At 43.4% G+C, this 18,291-nt stretch carries 21 protein-coding genes and 1 tRNA gene; all 22 read right to left on the reverse strand.

Annotated features, from left to right (window positions below; translation table 11 throughout):
• Positions 1–930, reverse strand: a complete 930-nt coding sequence (locus tag VGB26_02700; GenBank protein HEX9756693.1) for an ABC transporter ATP-binding protein — start codon at positions 928–930, stop codon at positions 1–3.
• A 41-nt stretch (positions 931–971) separates the two neighbouring features.
• Positions 972–1,655 (reverse strand): hypothetical protein, encoded by a 684-nt coding sequence (locus tag VGB26_02705; protein HEX9756694.1) that lies wholly within the window; start codon positions 1,653–1,655, stop codon positions 972–974.
• Positions 1,636–3,678, reverse strand: a complete 2,043-nt coding sequence (locus tag VGB26_02710; GenBank protein ID HEX9756695.1) for an O-antigen ligase family protein — start codon at positions 3,676–3,678, stop codon at positions 1,636–1,638. The genes VGB26_02705 and VGB26_02710 overlap by 20 nt, the downstream gene beginning before the upstream one ends.
• Before the next feature lie 30 nt (positions 3,679–3,708).
• Positions 3,709–4,251 carry a prepilin-type N-terminal cleavage/methylation domain-containing protein gene (locus tag VGB26_02715; protein ID HEX9756696.1) on the reverse strand — a complete coding sequence of 181 codons (543 nt, stop codon included), beginning with the start codon at positions 4,249–4,251 and terminating at the stop codon, positions 3,709–3,711.
• Between the two features lie 65 nt (positions 4,252–4,316).
• Complete coding sequence (locus VGB26_02720) at positions 4,317–4,844, reverse strand: prepilin-type N-terminal cleavage/methylation domain-containing protein (protein HEX9756697.1); 528 nt, start codon at positions 4,842–4,844, stop codon at positions 4,317–4,319.
• Between the two features lie 511 nt (positions 4,845–5,355).
• Positions 5,356–6,192, reverse strand: coding sequence for a class I SAM-dependent methyltransferase (locus VGB26_02725; protein ID HEX9756698.1), 837 nt, complete (start codon positions 6,190–6,192; stop codon positions 5,356–5,358).
• A gap of 438 nt (positions 6,193–6,630) precedes the next feature.
• A tRNA-Ala gene (locus tag VGB26_02730) sits at positions 6,631–6,706 on the reverse strand.
• A complete protein-coding gene (locus tag VGB26_02735) occupies positions 6,697–7,071 on the reverse strand; it encodes a GIY-YIG nuclease family protein (GenBank protein HEX9756699.1) in 375 nt (124 codons plus the stop codon). Before VGB26_02735 ends, VGB26_02730 begins: the two co-directional genes overlap by 10 nt.
• A gap of 5 nt (positions 7,072–7,076) precedes the next feature.
• Positions 7,077–7,553, reverse strand: coding sequence for a tetratricopeptide repeat protein (locus tag VGB26_02740; GenBank protein HEX9756700.1), 477 nt, complete (start codon positions 7,551–7,553; stop codon positions 7,077–7,079).
• Positions 7,546–8,391: a heavy metal-binding domain-containing protein gene (locus tag VGB26_02745; GenBank protein ID HEX9756701.1), complete on the reverse strand. Its 846-nt coding sequence runs from the start codon at positions 8,389–8,391 to the stop codon at positions 7,546–7,548. Before VGB26_02745 ends, VGB26_02740 begins: the two co-directional genes overlap by 8 nt.
• Positions 8,392–8,393: 2 nt before the next feature.
• Positions 8,394–9,059, reverse strand: coding sequence for a phosphoribosylglycinamide formyltransferase (purN, locus tag VGB26_02750; GenBank protein HEX9756702.1), 666 nt, complete (start codon positions 9,057–9,059; stop codon positions 8,394–8,396).
• Positions 9,052–10,092: a phosphoribosylformylglycinamidine cyclo-ligase gene (gene purM, locus VGB26_02755; protein HEX9756703.1), complete on the reverse strand. Its 1,041-nt coding sequence runs from the start codon at positions 10,090–10,092 to the stop codon at positions 9,052–9,054. The genes purN and purM overlap by 8 nt, the downstream gene beginning before the upstream one ends.
• Positions 10,093–10,178: 86 nt before the next feature.
• Entirely contained in the window at positions 10,179–10,892 is a 714-nt protein-coding gene (rnc, locus tag VGB26_02760; protein ID HEX9756704.1) for a ribonuclease III, read from the reverse strand.
• Between the two features lie 74 nt (positions 10,893–10,966).
• A complete protein-coding gene (fabF, locus tag VGB26_02765; GenBank protein ID HEX9756705.1) occupies positions 10,967–12,205 on the reverse strand; it encodes a beta-ketoacyl-ACP synthase II in 1,239 nt (412 codons plus the stop codon).
• A gap of 46 nt (positions 12,206–12,251) precedes the next feature.
• A complete protein-coding gene (acpP, locus tag VGB26_02770; protein HEX9756706.1) occupies positions 12,252–12,482 on the reverse strand; it encodes an acyl carrier protein in 231 nt (76 codons plus the stop codon).
• Between the two features lie 75 nt (positions 12,483–12,557).
• A complete protein-coding gene (gene fabG / locus VGB26_02775) occupies positions 12,558–13,310 on the reverse strand; it encodes a 3-oxoacyl-[acyl-carrier-protein] reductase (protein HEX9756707.1) in 753 nt (250 codons plus the stop codon).
• A gap of 360 nt (positions 13,311–13,670) precedes the next feature.
• Positions 13,671–14,669 (reverse strand): beta-ketoacyl-ACP synthase III, encoded by a 999-nt coding sequence (locus VGB26_02780; protein ID HEX9756708.1) that lies wholly within the window; start codon positions 14,667–14,669, stop codon positions 13,671–13,673.
• Positions 14,669–15,691 (reverse strand): phosphate acyltransferase PlsX, encoded by a 1,023-nt coding sequence (gene plsX / locus VGB26_02785; protein ID HEX9756709.1) that lies wholly within the window; start codon positions 15,689–15,691, stop codon positions 14,669–14,671. The genes VGB26_02780 and plsX overlap by 1 nt, the downstream gene beginning before the upstream one ends.
• Before the next feature lie 72 nt (positions 15,692–15,763).
• Positions 15,764–15,946, reverse strand: coding sequence for a 50S ribosomal protein L32 (gene rpmF / locus VGB26_02790; protein ID HEX9756710.1), 183 nt, complete (start codon positions 15,944–15,946; stop codon positions 15,764–15,766).
• A gap of 36 nt (positions 15,947–15,982) precedes the next feature.
• Positions 15,983–16,522 (reverse strand): DUF177 domain-containing protein, encoded by a 540-nt coding sequence (locus VGB26_02795; protein HEX9756711.1) that lies wholly within the window; start codon positions 16,520–16,522, stop codon positions 15,983–15,985.
• Positions 16,523–16,620: 98 nt separating this feature from the next.
• A complete protein-coding gene (gene tsaD, locus VGB26_02800; protein HEX9756712.1) occupies positions 16,621–17,649 on the reverse strand; it encodes a tRNA (adenosine(37)-N6)-threonylcarbamoyltransferase complex transferase subunit TsaD in 1,029 nt (342 codons plus the stop codon).
• A gap of 26 nt (positions 17,650–17,675) precedes the next feature.
• On the reverse strand, positions 17,676–18,101 hold the full coding sequence (locus VGB26_02805) for a tetratricopeptide repeat protein (GenBank protein HEX9756713.1): 426 nt from the start codon (positions 18,099–18,101) through the stop codon (positions 17,676–17,678).
• Between the last annotated feature and the right edge of the window lie 190 nt (positions 18,102–18,291).

An 18,291-nucleotide genomic window follows, 5' to 3' on the forward strand; every position in this document is an offset into this window, starting at 1 on the left:
CTATCCGTTTCCTTCTTTAGATTCCCGAATGAAATGTTCCTCCAACGTTTCCTTAATCGGCAAAACGGAAATAATTTTTCCTTTTAAATTCATGACAGTGACCAGAACTTTTTCAAGGTTATCCTCACTAGCAATGCGAAAAATAAACTGTTCACCGCTTTTCGAATATCCCCCCGAAAAAGGGTCCAGGGCATTAACCAGGGGGTCATCACATGCACCGATCACCACCTCTGTATATTTTATTCTTGTTTCTAGAATTTCATTGAGATGGCCAATATCCTTCAAACGGCCTTTGACCAGAATACCCACTCGGTCACAGACCATCTCAACATCTGGAATAATATGGGAACTAAAAAACACCGTCTTCCCCTGCCCCTTTAACCGCAAAATAAGATCCCGAACTTCCTTTCGTCCGATGGGATCTAAACCCGACATGGGTTCATCCAAAATCACCAGTTTGGGATCATTGATGAGGGCTTGGGCGATTCCAATTCTCTGTAACATCCCTTTAGAGAATTTTCTTAATTGGAGGGTCCCACGGGACCCAAGTCCCACTAATTTTAACAAGTCTTCTGTTCTTTCCTTTATTTCTTTTTTTGAAAGGCCAAATAGCCTTCCATAAAAACCAAGAAATTCCTTTGCGGTTAAATAATCGTAAAAATAAGGGGACTCCGGAAGAAACCCAATCTGTTGCTTGACCTTAGGGTTTCCCAACGCCTCCCCTAATAACCAAGCCTTTCCAGAGGAAGGACGAATAAAGCCCATTAAAACTTTTAAAGTGGTGGTCTTTCCAGCGCCATTGGGCCCCAAAAACCCGAAAATCTCCCCTTCCTGAACTTGAAAACCCAAACGATCCAAGGCCAAAAATTGTTTCCGACGAAAACCGGATCGAAATACTTTGGTTAAATCCTCTGTTCGAATAACCTCCATGGCACACCTTTCTTTAAAACAATTTTTTCTACTAGAACCATTTAAAATTTCTCTCCCTTTCTAAAAGCTTCAATTCTTTCAGCGATTTTCATTTTAATTCGTTCATCCCGGGTATTTTCATAAACGCTTAACAAAAATACCAAAGCAGTTTTCTCCTCATCTCCTTTACTATAAAACCGCGCCACTAAAAGGGGAAGATAAGGAGGATGCCCCTCTATCTTGGAAGCAATTTCCATATACTTTGCCGCCTCTAAGGAGTCCTTCATATGGTAGAAATAGTTAAACCCAAGGTGAAAAGGAATTTGCCAATAATCGGGTCTATTTTTTAAACCTTTTTCTAAAATGGCATTACTAAGTGCTACCTCATCAGACATAACAGAAAGAACAATTCCCCCGAATTGATAGGCATAGGCAAAATTCGGATCCAGATCCGTCACCCGGTCCAATACCCCAAAAAACCAACTATTGCCCATTTCATTTCGATCCGCACTCCCCACATACTGAATCGCCCTCAACCATAATAAATCCGCGAAAGCCTCCCGATATTCTAAGGCGGCAACACTTAAAAATTGACCTGAGGGAAGGTAGGAGAATTTCTCTATTTTTTCAAAGGTTCCCTTTTGACGATCAATTTTTTGCTGCACCACAACCATGATCCCCAAAATGGGAAAAATGCTTAAAATTAAAACACCGATGAACCACCTTTTAAAAATCCTGTTTTCCATGATCTCTATTTAATTCGTGAACCCCCTTCAAAGAACCTCTGACCCCTTTAATATCAATTTTTAAAAATTCTTTCTCATAGGGAGTCAACCCCTTCCAGTTAAATGAGTTTTTGTACAATTCCAAAACCCTAGAAAATCGGTTGGCCCCCTGTTTGATATGCCCCTCATCCAAATCCATCTGTCCCAGAGAAACAAGAGAAGGAAGGAAAAAGGGCTCCAGTTCCAACGCTTTTTCAAAAGCCCCCCTTGCGGTTTGGAAATCGCTTAATTTTAAATGGATTTTTCCCGCCTCTTGGAAATTTTGGGTTTGAAAGGGGTTCAGTTCAATGGCCTTCCCATAATATCCAAGGGAAATTTCATAAAGATATTCCTGAATTTCTTTTTCTTCCGTAAAAAGGGCAACTACGGAATAAACATACCCCAACCTCCTTGGGAATTCCTCATTTTTGGGGTTCAAATAACCGGAGTAAACCAACTCAAAATTGGCATCATTGACCCACTCTACATTCTTGGTGGTGACATATTTTAAAAACAGAGTTGCCGACAGATTGGAATGATATTGTGTTTTTCCTGGGTCCCACCAGGTGGCATTTTCGTAATAACGTGCCGCAAGATCCAAATTCTCCTCTTTTAAAGCCTGGTCTCCCATTCTTGAATAGGAATATCCTAACATAGGTTTTACAATGATCAAGCCTAAGAGCACAAAAACAATTACGGTAGAAACTTTATAGAATTGGATCTGTGAATATTTTTTTTGGGGGGGGTTAATTCGAAAACAATCCTCCGGATGGATCAACTTTTTTATACAAATCAGCAGACCAGCGGAAAAACTAAAAAGAAGCGCAATGGCAGGCTCATGAAAATTGGAATCCACGAAACTATGACATAATGTACCGATCATTCCTGTGGCCAGACCGATCACAATAGCTAAAAAATTTTCAGAAGTCTTCCGATACATTTTTTTCCAGCAATCCCGGCCAAAAGAAAACAACCCCAAAAGGAAAACCCCTAAACCGGCAAATCCCATTTCCACCCCGATTTGAAGAAATTCATTATGAGGCGTAACCGTCCATCGACCAAAGCGTGAAAAAGTTCCCTCCAAGGGAAAATTATACTGAGGCCAATAATATTTGAACATTCCAAGGCCTACCCCCTTGGGATGATCCATTAGCATTTTCCATGATTGAGTCCAAATGTCAAATCTTGAATAAGAAGAGAGATCCAGTGTAGCAAGTTTCATTAAACGCTCATGAACGGGATTAGGGATAACCAGAAATAAAATGAAAAATAAAAAAAGCCCGATGAACCCTTTTTTCCCATAACCCACGCAAAGGAGAATCAAACCGGAGACCAAAAAAGATAGGATCGCCCCACGGGACCCCGACAAAAACAACCCAAAAACCATAAAAACCACACAAATTCCAGCCAGGCCCTTTAAAGAGATTGGACAACTTCTCTTTAAAACCGATTCAATGTCTTGTTCAACCCCCCGATTTTTAAAAAATAAGAACGCCATTAGAAGGGATATTATGGGAACCAAAAACCCACCGAAAAAATTTGGATTAAAAAAAGTCCCTTTGGCCCGGGAATAGTCCAAAATAAAAAATTGAACAATCCCCAGGAGGGCTTCAAACATTCCTAATATCAATAGGCAACCGATCCCAAACCAAATCTTTTCTTTGGACTGAAAAAATAAAAGGGTCAATCCAAAAAAGAATATATACATGGCAAGGGTTATCCCCCACTCAATGCTGATATTTTTATATGGAGAGAGGACGGTTGTCCAAATAATGAAAAGAACAAAGAGGAGTATATAGGGATAGGAAGTGCTTTTGGGGATTTCAAACGGACAGGTTTTAAGAAAAAGCCATATAACCATACCCGCTAAAGATAGAACCCCTAAACGTAAAAGGGTGAGAGAAGGATAGGGACTCCCCCCTTGGTAAACGGCTGCGATACATAGAAGAGTTAAAAGGAAAAAGCTCAAAAAGGAAGGGAATGTGGGATTACTTTTGTTACTCATTTGACCCGTTCCGGTCTCTTGAAAAACCCCCTAACTTCCAACGTCGTTGGGGTAAAAATTTATCAAATTTCGATCCTGCCCCATGGTCCAGATATCGTCTGTGGGATCATCGTCTAAATTCCCAATCGCCCCCGCGGTATAGGCGGTCCGGGAAGCGGTACTTGCTGGAAGGTCACCCGCTTCATACTGGGTTCCATTGCTTTTTCTCATACTTACTAATTGTGAGGCTGGCAAAACCGCATCGGCAGAATTTCGCCCTGCCGCCACACCCGAACCTCCCAAAGCCCCCCCCGGATCGGGGGCGTCTGTCAAAAATCCATAATCATATCGGGGGGTCCCGGAGGGCAACCACCCTATAATAAATAAATCCGTAGTATAAGACCCATATTCTGCATTGAATGATTCTAGTGCGGTATGAAGGGATCCTAAGTTTGCTTTGACCTCCGCCTGTCTAGCTTTGGCCTGAAATTTAAGGAAATTGGGGATGGCAATGGCGGCTAAAATTCCAATAATGGCAACCACAATCATCAACTCGATTAGGGTGAATCCTTTTTTTTGTAAAAGCAATCTCATATGGACACCTTAAAAAGAAAGGGGAAGGTTTTTAAAAATCCACCTTCCCCTTCTTTCTTTTTTAATTACTGAGATACGTCGTTAGTCACATTGGTTTGGACCCGAGTGGCCGTCATGGTCCACTGATCATCAGTGACATCGTTATCCACGTTTCCTACGGCCCCCGCGGTATAGAACGTCGCACTGGCGGTACTTGCAGGAAGGTCCCCATTGCCATAGGGCGTACCTGTACTGTCATTCATGTTGGTGATTCGGCAAGCAGCATTAGCCGCACAAATTCCGCTCACCAACGTGTCCTTAGTGGTAGCGGTACCACCAAACTCCGTCAAAAAACCATACAGGTAACGAGGAGAGCCGGACGGACCCCACCCAATGGCAATCAGGTCTGTCACATAGGTGGAAAACTCAGCCCTATAAGACTCTTCAGCCGTAAACATCCCTCCTAGGTTTGTTTTAACCTCTGCCTGACGGGATTTGGCCTGGAATTTTAAGAAGTTTGGAATGGCGATGGCCGCCAGAATTCCGATGATCGCAACCACGATCATTAACTCAATCAGTGTAAAACCTTTTTTACCTTTAAGAACTTTAAACATCGAAACCTCCTTTTTTTCGTTGTTATCCTTCTCCATCTGGAAGCCGAATAAAAGGCAACCTAAAAAACGGATCGTTGTCCCGTATAAATAGCAGGAATGATGCCAGCGAAATGGGACCCACAGACCTACAGAATTTCATATAATTATCAATGACTTATTGTAGATTAGGGATTTGAGACAAAATCAATCAGTAAACATAAAACGTCACAATCAAAAGGTTTTGGTGACACTTTTTGACATTTTGGGCTATAAATTTTAGAAAAAAACTTTCAAAAAAATAAGGGTTTGGCCCTTTAAGGGCCCCATAAATCCATTTTCTTATAGATTCATTTAAAAAGAACTTTTTTCAAACAAAAAAATCCATGGAAAGGAGATGAGTAATAAGGCTTTTAAGGGGAGGGAGACACTTTTTGGTCATATCTCTGATAACATACGTTCATATTTCTTTTTATAAATGGGGTTTATTAAAGGTTGGACCGAAGGGATAGAAACAGATCTTGTTGGGCCGGGACTATTTTTTGGCTATAAAAAATATGACTTTAAATGGTTCTGAAGGGATAGGATTCTTTTTAAGAACAGTGATATCTTTAAAGCCGATATCTTTACACATCTGAAGAAGGTCGTTTTCAAATGGCCAGAAAGAAGTGGGTTGAAGACCGGAATTAATATTGACCTGGGCCCCTTCACTATATACTTTACCTCGATAGGTTCCAAATTCTGTAGAAAGTTCTATTACCTGGGCAGTGGGAAAAGGGGAGGCTTCATCCGCATAGTGGGTTGCCAAAAGGAGCACATCGGTCATCTGACTCAAACGGTTGAGTAACAAATGGGGATCATCTAAGTGGTAAAGGATCCCCGCTACCAAAGCCATATCAAATGTTCCATACTTTTCTTGGGAGATTTTTCTCACATCATCCAGATAAAATTTGGCTTCCTCCAAACCGTAAAGGTTTTTGATCACACAACATTTAATGAAATTTTCAGGCCTCCCCTCGATGGCTGTCACTTTGCGGGCACCCATTTGACATAATTTTAACGTGTTCCCACCCTCCAAGGGCCCCAACTCCAGAATCGATAAATCTTTCACATTAAAGAAATTTTGAATTTCGGGAAGATTCAGGGGGGAAATTCTCTCCCTTGAATAATCGGTTTCCCCCCCGTAAGCACTTCCTTCTATTTCAAATCGGGTTTGCCAAAAAGGAAAATATTGAAAAATGCGTCCATAACCGAATGGGTCCCCATTTTTTTGAGAATTTTGTAATTCGTTGAATGAATGACGAACCCGTGTTTGAGTAAACTTTAGGATTTCATGTAAATTCCCTAAAATAGCCTTTCCCCACCTTCCCAAACGCCCCTCCTGTCTCCTTCCCTATTTCTAAAATTTCTTCAAAATTCCTACTTTAAAAATTTTCTTTACGATTTACCCTAGGACCAAAATATCACAATGATTTATCTTTGCAATACATAGGATCATTTTTTCTTGTTCCTTTTTTAGCGTTCCCTTTTCCTCATTTGGCCTTCGTCTCCCAAAATTAAAATGCCCTCGAAAAGAGGGCATCAATAAAAAGAATACCTGGTGGAGCGGAAGGGGAATCTCACACGCTCGTTTCTAGTGAACTCGCTTTCCCCAGGGGGCCAGCCCCCTAGGGCGTCCTGAAAATTCCAGGACTGTGACCCCCGAAGAATAAGGGAGCCTCTCCCCTAAAACTCCTCGTTCGATCCCCCTCTACAATAATGTACTCAAATTGGGGGTAAGAAGTTGTTTTCCGGAATTGGGAAAAATGGATGGTGGAGCGGAAGGGGATCGAACCCTCGACCTTCGCATTGCGAACGCGACGCTCTCCCAACTGAGCTACCGCCCCACATTAAAACCACGAACTAATTCCTGAGGAAAGTTTGTTATTAAGCCTAGTCGTTTCTCCCGACCAGTCCCACTTTTAAAATATTTCTCCCTTGAAATTGCTTCTTCTCGCGTCTCAAATTTCTCGGAGTAAACAAGTTTGTATGGCTTCCATCCCTTTAACGAAGCAGTCCCCCCTGACCAATGTTCTTTTAAGCGCCGCTCCAAGTCATTCGTATGTCCAACATAAAAACGATTATTTCGAATCGACTTCAAAATATTAACATACATCTGCGAACCAGCCGCTCCCTGCCTGCCGGCAGGTCCCAACTGAGCTACCGCCCCATACCAATTCAATATACTCTTATCTCTCCAGGGTAACTCCAACCTCTTCAATACCGAAAACCTGAAGGGTTTTTTCGAAGAATAACTCCAAAATACCGGTTTAAAAAATGATGCCGCGAAAAAAGGCTTAGCAAGGGGCGCCTTCTTTTTCCCAAGCGTTTTAATTCAACCAATATCCCCGTGTGCCGGGGCTCCATTTGGAGGCCCTGGTAAAATGTTTTGATGGCTTTCGGCTTTTGTCCGCGCAATAGGTAGACCCTTCCCAAATTCAAAAAATGATCTCCCTTGGGCTCCCCTCTTGAAACAACTTTCCGGCATAGCTGGAGGCCTTCCTCAATTTCACCCTGAACATAGGCGAGGGTATATCCATAAAATGAAATTAAATCCAATGGAATGACATCGGAGTTTTTCTCTACCCTAGCAAAAGCTTTCTCAAAGCAATAATGGGCTTCTTCCGGCTTACCTTCTTTAAGGTAAAGGCGCCCCAATTGAATATACTCTTCACCCTTCCCAACCTCACCCATGACCTTTAACCCCTTGGGATTCTTTCGGAGGACCCCCTGTCTGAACCGCTGTTCCCATTACGTGAACCACCAAAATTTCTTTTTTAAACTGCTCATACTGAAACCGGACACCCACTATGGCATTGGCATTCAATTTTACCGCTTCTATTTTTAGATCACTGGTAGCGATGGCGATGGCCTTATTCAGAAGATCTTGAAATGAGGTATTTCGAAGTCCACCCACCTCTTTGATGGATGATAAAATAGTTTCAAGAGAATCCAATTTGATTGCAGCATCGGCATGAACCAACCCGCGGTAGAAATGGATCTTCTCCCCTTCAAGGGTTTCAGTGGTTGTGACCAAGACCTCCTGAAGTTTCTGCAAGCTCATAGAAAGGGGAGATTCTTTCCCGTCCTGTGGCCTCCGAACTTTAAAAGAAACGCTTTTCCTCTCCTCAACTTCAAAACCCCTTTGAGGATCTTCTTTTTCTTCCGGGTGAAGGCTTACTGAAACGCCTTCTTGGTAAGGGGTAGTGAGCTCGTCTGCCTGAATTTCTTTTTCTTTTATTTCTATTTTTTTTACCTCTTTTACTTCCCTTTCTGGTTCAATATTTTTTGGGGTTTCCTGAGGTTTTGGATTTTCCTTCAAAGGCGAGATTGGCAACCCTTGGTTTTGTTGATGTTTCGGAATAATCTTTTCTGGAGCACCTTTTGGGCTTATCTCTCGAACGGGTTTGGGTTTTTTCCATCCTTGTTCGATTCCTTGGGGCGAAGGGGGTGAGACTGATTTCAGTAGGGTGTGACATTCGCCACAAACATTTCCTTCTTGTTGGTTATACCCACAATTGGGACAAAGCATCTCTACCCACAGGTTAATGGGTTAGCAAGGGTCATTTCTTTCTGGTGACTAAAATCCTGGACGAAAACTTGCCGACCTTCAACATTGATCCTTCCTTCTGCAAACCACTGTATCGCCAGAGGATAAATCCGATGCTCTTGGTCGAGAATCCGGGAAGATAAGCTTTCTTCCGTATCATCCGGAAATACGGGGACAGCCGCTTGGACAATAATGGGGCCGCCATCCATTTCTTCTTCTACTAAGTGTACCGTACAACCGGAAATTCGAACACCATAATCAAGGGCCTGTTTTTGGGCTTTAAGCCCTCGAAAGGCTGGAAGGATTGAAGGATGAATATTGATTATTCGGTTTTTAAAAGCCTGGATAAGAACCGTGGATAAAAGTCTTCGATAACCCGCAAGGACAACCAGATCCACATGAGAGCTCTCCAAAATCTTTACAAGAGCCCGTTCATGGGCTTCCCGACTCCCAAACGAAGAGGCTTCGACACACACATTTTGTACATTCAATTTTTTTGCTCGTTCAAGAGCCTCCACCTCAGGACGGTCACTAATGACAACATTCACATTTGCCAAAAGGCTCCCCTTCCCAATCGCATCCAAAATGGCTTGGAAATTACTCCCGCGTCCAGAAACCAAAATCCCTAACCCTATTCGTTCCTTAACCATAACAAACCTGACCCGAACCTTCGGAAATTTTCCCAATCAAAAAAGCCTTTTCTCCCAGACCTTTTGCGGCCTTTAACATCCCCTCTTCCACTCCACCGGGAACCACCATGATCAACCCTATCCCCATATTAAATACCCGAAACATTTCTGTTTCCGATAGCTCTCCTTTTTCCGAAAGAAAACCAAAAATGGAGGGGGTTTCCCAAGACTCCCGACGGATGACTGCTGATAACCCTTTGGGTAGGATACGGGGAACGTTTTCAGTTAACCCTCCCCCCGTAATATGGGCAATTCCTTTGACCGGGAACTCACTCACCAATTTTAAAACGGATTTTACGTAGATTCGGGTAGGGGTCATGAGTTCCTCACCTAGGTTTTTTTTTAGTTCAGGGACAAACCCATCCAAGGGCATTTTTAACTGTTCCAACAAAAGTTTACGAACCAAAGAAAACCCATTACTATGCAATCCGGAGGAAGCAAAACCAATTATTTGATCCCCCGCTTTAATGCTCCGACCATTAATCATCTTTTCTTTGTCAACCACCCCGACACAAAAACCCGCTAAATCAAACTCCCCTTCCTGATAAAAAGAAGGCATTTCGGCAGTTTCCCCACCTAAAAGTGAACAGCCCGCTTGTTTACATCCCTCCACAATTCCCTTCATAACTTCTAAAGACTGTTCCGCTTCTAATTTTCCTACGGAAAGGTAATCTAAAAAAAAGAGCGGCTCTGCACCCACCACAGCCACATCGTTAACACACATGGCAACGAGATCAATTCCAATGGTATTGTATTGATTTAGCAGAAAGGAAAGTTTTAATTTCGTTCCAACCCCATCGGTCCCCGAAACCAAAACAGGTTGACGATACTTTTTGAGGTCCAGGCAAAAAAGCCCTCCGAACCCACCTATATCCGATAGGACTTCGGGCCGGTGGGTTTCACGGACTAGGGGGGTGAGCATTTTAACAAATTTATTTCCTTCGTCGATATTGACGCCGGCCCGCTGATAATCCAATGGACTTTTTTCCACCATGGGTGCATCATAACTCAAAAACCCACATCCGTCAAACGGTCCGGCAGGGCCAAAACTTATATTTTTCAAGAGATAAGGTAAAAAAATTACTCTGAATCATCCCTAGTTTCCTTCAATCGACCCAAAGCAAATTTGGCTGCTTGTTGCTCCGCTTCTTTCTTACTTCGCCCTCTCCCTTGACCAAAGAGTTTTCCTTTAATACGTAATTCCACTTCAAATTCTTTACAATGGTCTGGCCCTGCTTCCTCCACCAACCGGTAGACTGGCAGCACTTCAAAATTTCTCTGGGAAAACTCTTGAAGGTCAGTTTTATAATCCCTGGACCCATCATGCAATTGGGAATGAAGCTGGCCCAAATCGAATGTTGCCAATATAAAGGACCTCACTTTTTCCAACCCCCCATCCAGAAAAATGGCTGCAATAATAGCTTCCAAGGTATTGGCCAAAATAGAATCTTTTGCTCTTCCCCCAGTTAATTCCTCTCCCCGACCTAATCGTATATAAGATCCCAGATCCCACCGATGAGCAACGGAGGCCAAAAAGGGTTCACTGACTATTCTGGCCTTTCGCTTTGAAAGCTCTCCTTCTTGAGAAGTTGGAAAATGGAAGATCAGATACTCACGGATGACCAAATCCAAAACAGCATCCCCTAAAAATTCCAACCGTTCATTGTCAGGGGAGGAGGATTCTCTAAACTCGTTGAGAAACGACTTATGAGTGATGGCCTCTTCGAGGAGGGATACATTGTGAAAAGAATGCTTTAAAAAATTTTGAAGGGTTAATAAAAGGTCCCTGGACATGTTGGTCTGATTGCTCCTCTGTAACATTTAACCAATGAACATTCACATCAACCTTGCCAACAGGGTTGATCAGGTTACCCGGAAAATTTTTTAAAAACAAGACAAGCATTGGTTCCACCAAAACCAAAGGAATTGGATAGGCTACTTTCAATATTCGTTTTTCGTGCTTTATTAGGGACATAGTCCAGATCACATTCAGGATCAGGGACTTCGTAATTAATAGTCGGGGGAATAATCCCATGATAAAGGGCCAAAATTGAAAATATGGCCTCAATCCCTCCCGCCGCCCCCAGTAAGTGACCCGTCATGGATTTGGTAGAACTCACAGGAATTCGATAGGCAGCTTCACCAAATACCTGTTTGATTGCAGCGGTTTCTACTTTATCTGCAAAGGTAGAGGTGGCATGAGCATTAATATATCCAATCTGCGAAGGGTCCAAACTGGAGTCCTTAAGGGCCATACTCATGCACCGCATTGCTCCCTCCCCATCTTCTGGTGGTGAAGTAATATGGAATGCATCTCCGGTCATGGCATAACCCACTAACTCAGCGTAGATCCGTGCTTTTCGTCTTTTTGCGTATTCGAGCTCTTCCAGAATTAAAATACCGGCCCCCTCACCAAGTACAAACCCGTCCCTTCCTCGATCAAAAGGGCGACTGGCCCTTTGGGGTTCATCATTTCTTACAGAAAGGGCTCTGGAAGAGGCAAATCCCGCTACGCACAGAGGAGTTATTGCAGCTTCGGTTCCACCCGCAATCATGACATCTGCTTCTCCTCTCTGAATTATCCTAAAAGCATCCCCAATGCAATGGTTCCCAGTTGCACACGCGGTGACGGCAGCAGAATTTGGCCCTTTGGCCCCAAAACGGATAGCAATATGGCCCCCTGCCAAATTGATAATACTCATGGGAATAAAGAAGGGGGTAACCCGTTTAGGACCTTTCTCCAATAAGATCTTGTGCCACTCTTCGATGGCATGAAGACCCCCAATCCCGGAACCCACCACGACGCCTAATCTTTCGTTCCCTTTTTCCTGAATAGGAAGTCTGGAGTCATCAACGGCCATCTGACTGGCGGCGATTGCAAACTGGATAAACGTATCAACCTTTTTAATCTCCTTCTGCTCTAAGAAGGATCGAGGGTTAAACCCTTTTACTTCCGCCGCAATTTGACAAGGATATCCGGACGCATCAAACCCTTGGATTTTACCCACCCCGGACTTTCCCTCGCAAAGGCTATTCCACGTATCCTGAACATTGAGTCCAAGGGGAGTGATGGCCCCACACCCCGTGACCACAACTCTTTTTTCCAGAAGATCACCCCATTTCTTCTCTTAAAATATAAAAAGACAGCATTTTTTAAAGTTTTTCTTTAATATAATCGATCGCGTTTTGGACCGTGAGGATTTTCTCCGCATCTTCATCTGGAATTTCAATACTAAATTCCTCTTCAAAGGCCATTACCAACTCCACCGTATCCAGTGAGTCGGCTCCTAAATCCTCAACAAAGGAGGCCTCTGGGGTTACCTCCTCTTCCTCCACACCTAGCTGTTCAGCAATAATTTTCCTAATTTTCTGCTCCACGGCCATTCCTCCCTTCACCTCCTCTTTCATAATTCTCTCCCTTTCTTTAATTGTGAAAACAAAAAAACCATTTCATGGTATTTAACCCATCCACATACCACCATTGACATGGATCACTTGCCCCGTGATATATGATGCATCCTCAGAAACCAGAAATCGGACTACCCTTGCAATTTCTTCAGGTGACCCCAACCTCCCCAAAGGAATCTGCTGGAGAAGCTTTTGTTTGGTCTCATCTGAAAGGATCTGTGTCATCGATGTATCAATAAAACCGGGGGCAACCGCATTGGCAGTAATCCCACGGAGGGCATACTCCCGGGCAGTTGTTTTGGTAAAACCGATCACAGCCGCTTTAGAAGCGGAATAGTTACCTTGACCTGCATTCCCGGAGACCCCCACGATTGAAGCAATATTCACGATTCTCCCATATCTTTGTTTTGCCATAAATGATAAAGCTTCTTTCGTACAAAGGAAAGTTCCTTTTAGATTTACCGCAATCACAAGGTCCCACTCCTCTTCCTTCATACGTAATAAAAGGTTATCCCGGGTAACTCCCGCGTTATTGACCAATATATCGATCCGTCCCCATCGCTGTTGTGTTTCTTTCACGCTCCTTTGAACATCGGATTGCTTTGCCACATCGGTTTTTAGCGCTATGGCTTCCTGATTCATCTGGGAGATTTCCTTCGCAACTATTTGAGCCTGCTCTTCCTGAATATCGGAAACGGCGACTCTCGCCCCAGCCTCAGCCAACGACAGTGAAATCGAGCGACCGATTCCCTGTCCCCCTCCTGTCACCAACGCCACTTTATTTTTTAAGACCAAATCTTCCATGGATTTAATTGTTTACACCCTTTCAAGTCTTTCTGAGAATCATAAATCTTCTCGAACCGTTGTTTTTATAGAAAACTCAGGGTTATCACGAAATTTCGAGTTAATTCAAGACAAAAAAAACATATCCGAAAAAAGCTTAAACTCTTCCCCCCAGAAAACAAAATTAGACTTTGGAGTAGAATAAAAAATTCTTCTGTGAAACCCAAGGGTTAAACCAGGAAACCAAACCTTTGCAAGAACAGCCCGATATTGATAAAATTTTTTTCCGATGTCAACAAAAATTTTTGATAAAAGGTTTTTGCATGGATGGTCAAGTAATGATCAATTTTTTAAAAAGACGAATATAAAAGGGCTCAGCCCCTACCATCGAAGCAATATCGCTCCCCAGGTTAAACCACTTCCGAAAGCGCCTAAAACAACAAGATCCATGGGAGAAATCTTTCCCGTCCGAACGGCCTCATCCAAGGCAATGGGAATGGATGCAGCAGAGGTATTTCCATATCGGTCCCCATTGAAAAAAACCTTATTCATAGGTAGTCCTAATCGATCTGCAGTAGCCTTTAAAATACGGTAATTTGCTTGGTGAGGGATAAAAAGGCTAATTTGATCCAGGGTTAAACCATTTTCTCTCAAGGCTTCGCGGGTCACCTCCTCCAAAGTCTTCACAGCAATTTTAAAGGTTTCGTTTCCCCTCATCTTAATATATTGGGAACCACCCTTCAGCAAGGTTTCTGAAGGCGGCTCTTTTGAGCCCCCCCCCGGGACATAAATTAAATCCCAATAGGCGCCATCTGAATGAAGATGGCTGGAAAGAATTCCCCTTTCCTCAAGAGTTGGTTTTAAAACAACCGCCCCTGCCCCATCTCCAAACAGGACACAGGTAGACCGGTCCTTCCAATTTGTAATTTTTGACATCACCTCTGCCCCGATGACCAACACCGTTTGATAGGTTCCACTCCGGATATATTGATCACCCACTGAGAGGGCAAAAATAAACCCCGAACAGGCTGCAGCAAGATCAAAAGCAACCGCCCTCTTGGCCCCCAACCGATTCTGGATGAGACATGCTGTAGAGGGAAACAACATATCGGGAGTTGTCGTTGCAACCAGAATGAGGTCAATCTCCATTGGATCAATTTTCGCTTCTTCTAATGCCTTCTGAGCAGCCGGGAACCCTAAATCGGAAGAAGCCTCTTTTTCATCGGCAATTCGACGCTCCCGAATTCCAGTTCGGTCTAAAATCCATTGGTCGGTTGTATCAACCATTTTCTCGAAATCTTTATTGGTAAAAACTGTTTTGGGAACAAAGGAGCCGGTCCCAACAATACATGAACGAAGCCCCCCAGACGGGTCAGCCATTATTTCTTTTCCCTTTCTTTCTCCTCGGGGTTCATTTGGCGCTCAATATCTCTTTGAATAGCCTCATTCACCCTTTGTTCTAATGCCTGTTTGGCCATTTTGATTGCATTTTTAATCGCCTTCCCGGATGATCTTCCATGACAAATTATGCTTACCCCATTGACCCCCAATAAATGAGCCCCTCCATATTCGGCATAATCCACTTTTTTTTTGAAACGGTTCAAGGCGGGTTTCAAGAGCAGGTATCCCAAAACTCCCAGACTGGATCCCTCGATTTCTCTTTTTAAAAAATTACCAATGGTATCCGCAAGACCCTCACTGACCTTTAAAACCACATTTCCAATAAACCCATCACAGACAATTACGTCTGCGTTTCCATTATAAACATCACGCCCCTCAACATTACCAATAAAGTTAAGGTCTCTTTCCCGAAGGAGCCGAAAGGTTTCCTTTGTTAATTCATTCCCTTTAATAGCCTCTTCACCGATACTTAAAAGCCCCACCCTTGGATTGACCTTTCCCTGAACCCGCCGGGCAAATTCTTCCCCCATTATGGCAAACTGTAAAAGGTTATTGGGCTTACAATCTACATTGGCCCCAACATCCAGTAAAAGGGCAGAGCCTTGAAGGGTGGGTAACACGGTGGCAATGGCAGGCCGATCCACCCCTTTGAGGGGGCCCAAAATAAACAAGGCGGTGGCCATGGCGGCACCGGTATTTCCCGCACTAATCACTGCTTCCGCTTTTCCTTCTTTGATCAAATGGGTCGCAACCCAAATGGAAGAATTCTTTTTTTTCCGAATCGCGTGGGAAGGGGACTCATCCATTTCCACTTTTTCCGGGGCATGAACGATTCGAAGATTGGGTCTCTCACCTCCCATTTTTTTTAACAAAGGGGAAAGGACGGCTTCATTTCCCACACAAATAAGTTCGACATCGTATTCGAGGATAGCGGAAATGGCCCCTTCCATGATAGCCTCTGGGGCATTATCCCCACCCATGGCATCAATGGCAATTCTCATCCTTGCACTCCAGAATTTAAATCCTTAAAGGGGTATGATAGGGTTGAAGAGAATTCAAAAAGAGGATAAAACTTAAGACTCCTTCACGGCAATAACATCCATCCCTTTATAAGAACCACATTTCATACAAACCCGGTGAGGAAGTTTTGGCTCTTGGCATTGAGGACAGAGGACCACGCTGGGAGCCCTCAATTTATAATGGGTTCTTCTTTTATCCCGCCGTGATTTGGAAATTTTATGTTTTGGGTGTGCCATATAAATTCCTTTTTTTCAATTATATTTCCGAGTCCCTCAAGAAAAATAATCTTGAAGGATAGAAAAAGGTCCCAGGGGTTTCTCCGCTTCACAACCACAAGGACCGTTATTTAAATTGCTTCCGCACCGATTGCATAACCCCAAACAGGACTCCCTGCAAAGGGGACGAAAGGGCAAAGCTAAAATTACATTTTCCCTAATTAAACTTTCTAAATCTATAGTCTCCCCGGAATAAAAATGAATCTCCAAGGAGCCATCATAGGACTCATCTTCGGTTTGCCCCTCCCCGTCAGAAAGGAACTGTGAATGGATAGCCACCTTTAAAGGCTGGGTAAATTCACTTAAGCAACGGCCGCATTCCAAAAACAAGGTTGTAAAAATCTCTCCCTCTATGGTAACCAATTCTTGAAATTTCTCAATGGCCAGGTCTACGGAAATTATATTTTTTAATTCCACTCCGGTAGAGTTTAGATCCATTTGAATGGCAGGCAAATCGCAACGAAGGGTCAACCCCTCTTTGGGGATTTCATTGGGCCGAATATACACTGGATCTATTTTCTTTCCTAAATCGACCAAGTATAAAGTGTCCTTTTTCCTCTGTCAAGCCAAAAGGGGCAAAAACACCGAGGTTTCTGGGAAGGAATTAAGGTGTTATTATGCTGCCTAAACCCATTTTAAAAGGCCAAATTTTCCTCTGAAAGCGATAAATTAGCCTTTGGGTTTAAATCAAAGGAAGAGTAAATCCCCTTCTGAAAAAGATAGCACCCTACCAGCCCCACCATCCCCGCATTATCGGTAGAGAGAAACGGGGATGGAAAAAAAGGGTCAATCCTCTCTTCGGACCCTTTTTGGAACATCTGCTTCCTCAATAGTGAGTTTGCAGAAACACCCCCCCCAACCACAATTTGACTTACACCTGATCTTTTGGCAGCTTGTAGCCCCTTTTCTACTAAAACATCAACTACTGCTTGTAGAAAACTTGAAGCAAGGTCGGGAAGCTGATTTTCCAATTCCTCTTTTGAATAAACATTCTTTCCTAAATAATCACGTAGAGCAGTCTTCACTCCGCTAAAACTAAAATCTAAAGAGTCTGGACCTAAATACGCCCTGGGAAAATCAATTTTAGGGGTCCCCCCTTGAGAAGAAAGTTGATCCAGGATGGGCCCTCCTGGAAACCCCAACCCCATCATTCTCGCCCCCTTATCTAAAGCCTCACCCGCAGCATCATCCCGTGTTTTTCCCAATAATTTATATATTCCAACTTTCTTTACCAAAAAAAGGTGGGTATGTCCCCCGGAAACAATTAAAGCAACGGTGGGAAATTTAATCTCGGGGTATTCAAAAAGGGGAGCAAAAAGATGGCCCTCCAGGTGATTAACCCCCAGTAAGGGAATATCCAAGGCATAGGCCAAGGCCTTTGCATAAGAGACCCCGACCAGTAATGCGCCAATTAATCCGGGCCCATATGTCACCGCTATCCCACGAATTTCCTTCCAACCCACCGATGCTTTTTTTACCGCCTTTATAACCAAATCATCCAGCACTTCTAAGTGCTGGCGGGAAGCCAATTCAGGGACAACCCCTCCGAAACGACCATGAACCCTTTCTTGGGATAAAAGAACATTGGATAAAATATCTTTTCCATCTCGGACGATTGCAACCGAGGTTTCATCACAGGAGGTTTCTATTGCCAAAATGGTCATTTTGCCCAATATGTGAAGGATCTGCTTTAAAGTTGTCTTAAATGGGCTTTGATCTTTTCGACCAGGCCTGACTGTTCTGGGGAGGCGGAGGAAAGAAAGTGTTCGTATTCTCTTTTGGCTTTATCCAAAAATCCTGCTTTTTCAAGAGATATGGCAAAATTTAGATGAGCATCCGAATAACCGGGGCGATGCTGAAGAGCCCGTTGATAAAGCCCTTGAGCCTTCTGAAATTCCCCCTTCTGGTCCAGCATTACGGCTAAATTATTTAGGGCTTCCGAATAATCAGATTTCAAACCTATGGCATTCTGGTAATGCTCCTTCGCCTTTTCCATTTCGCCTTGTTTTTTATAAATGAGTCCCAAACCATTGTGGGCCTCGGGAAAAAGGGGGTTTAAGGTTACCGCTTCTGAGAAATATTTTTCCGCCCCGCTCAGATTCCCTGAATTTAACATAACCACTCCTTTATCAAATAACACTTGATATTGGACATCACGTAAATTCTTGGAAACAGGAGAGGAAGGTAACATTGTTTGGTTTTTTTCCGTGGTCCGGGGGAGTGATGTTATTGAAACGGAGTTTGGAACCGGATGGTTGTCCCTTGATGTGAGATAGAGGATGGTGGTAACAGCCAATAAAATACAG

Source organism: Nitrospiria bacterium, assembly GCA_036397255.1.
Taxonomy (GTDB): domain Bacteria; phylum Nitrospirota; class Nitrospiria; order DASWJH01; family DASWJH01; genus DASWJH01.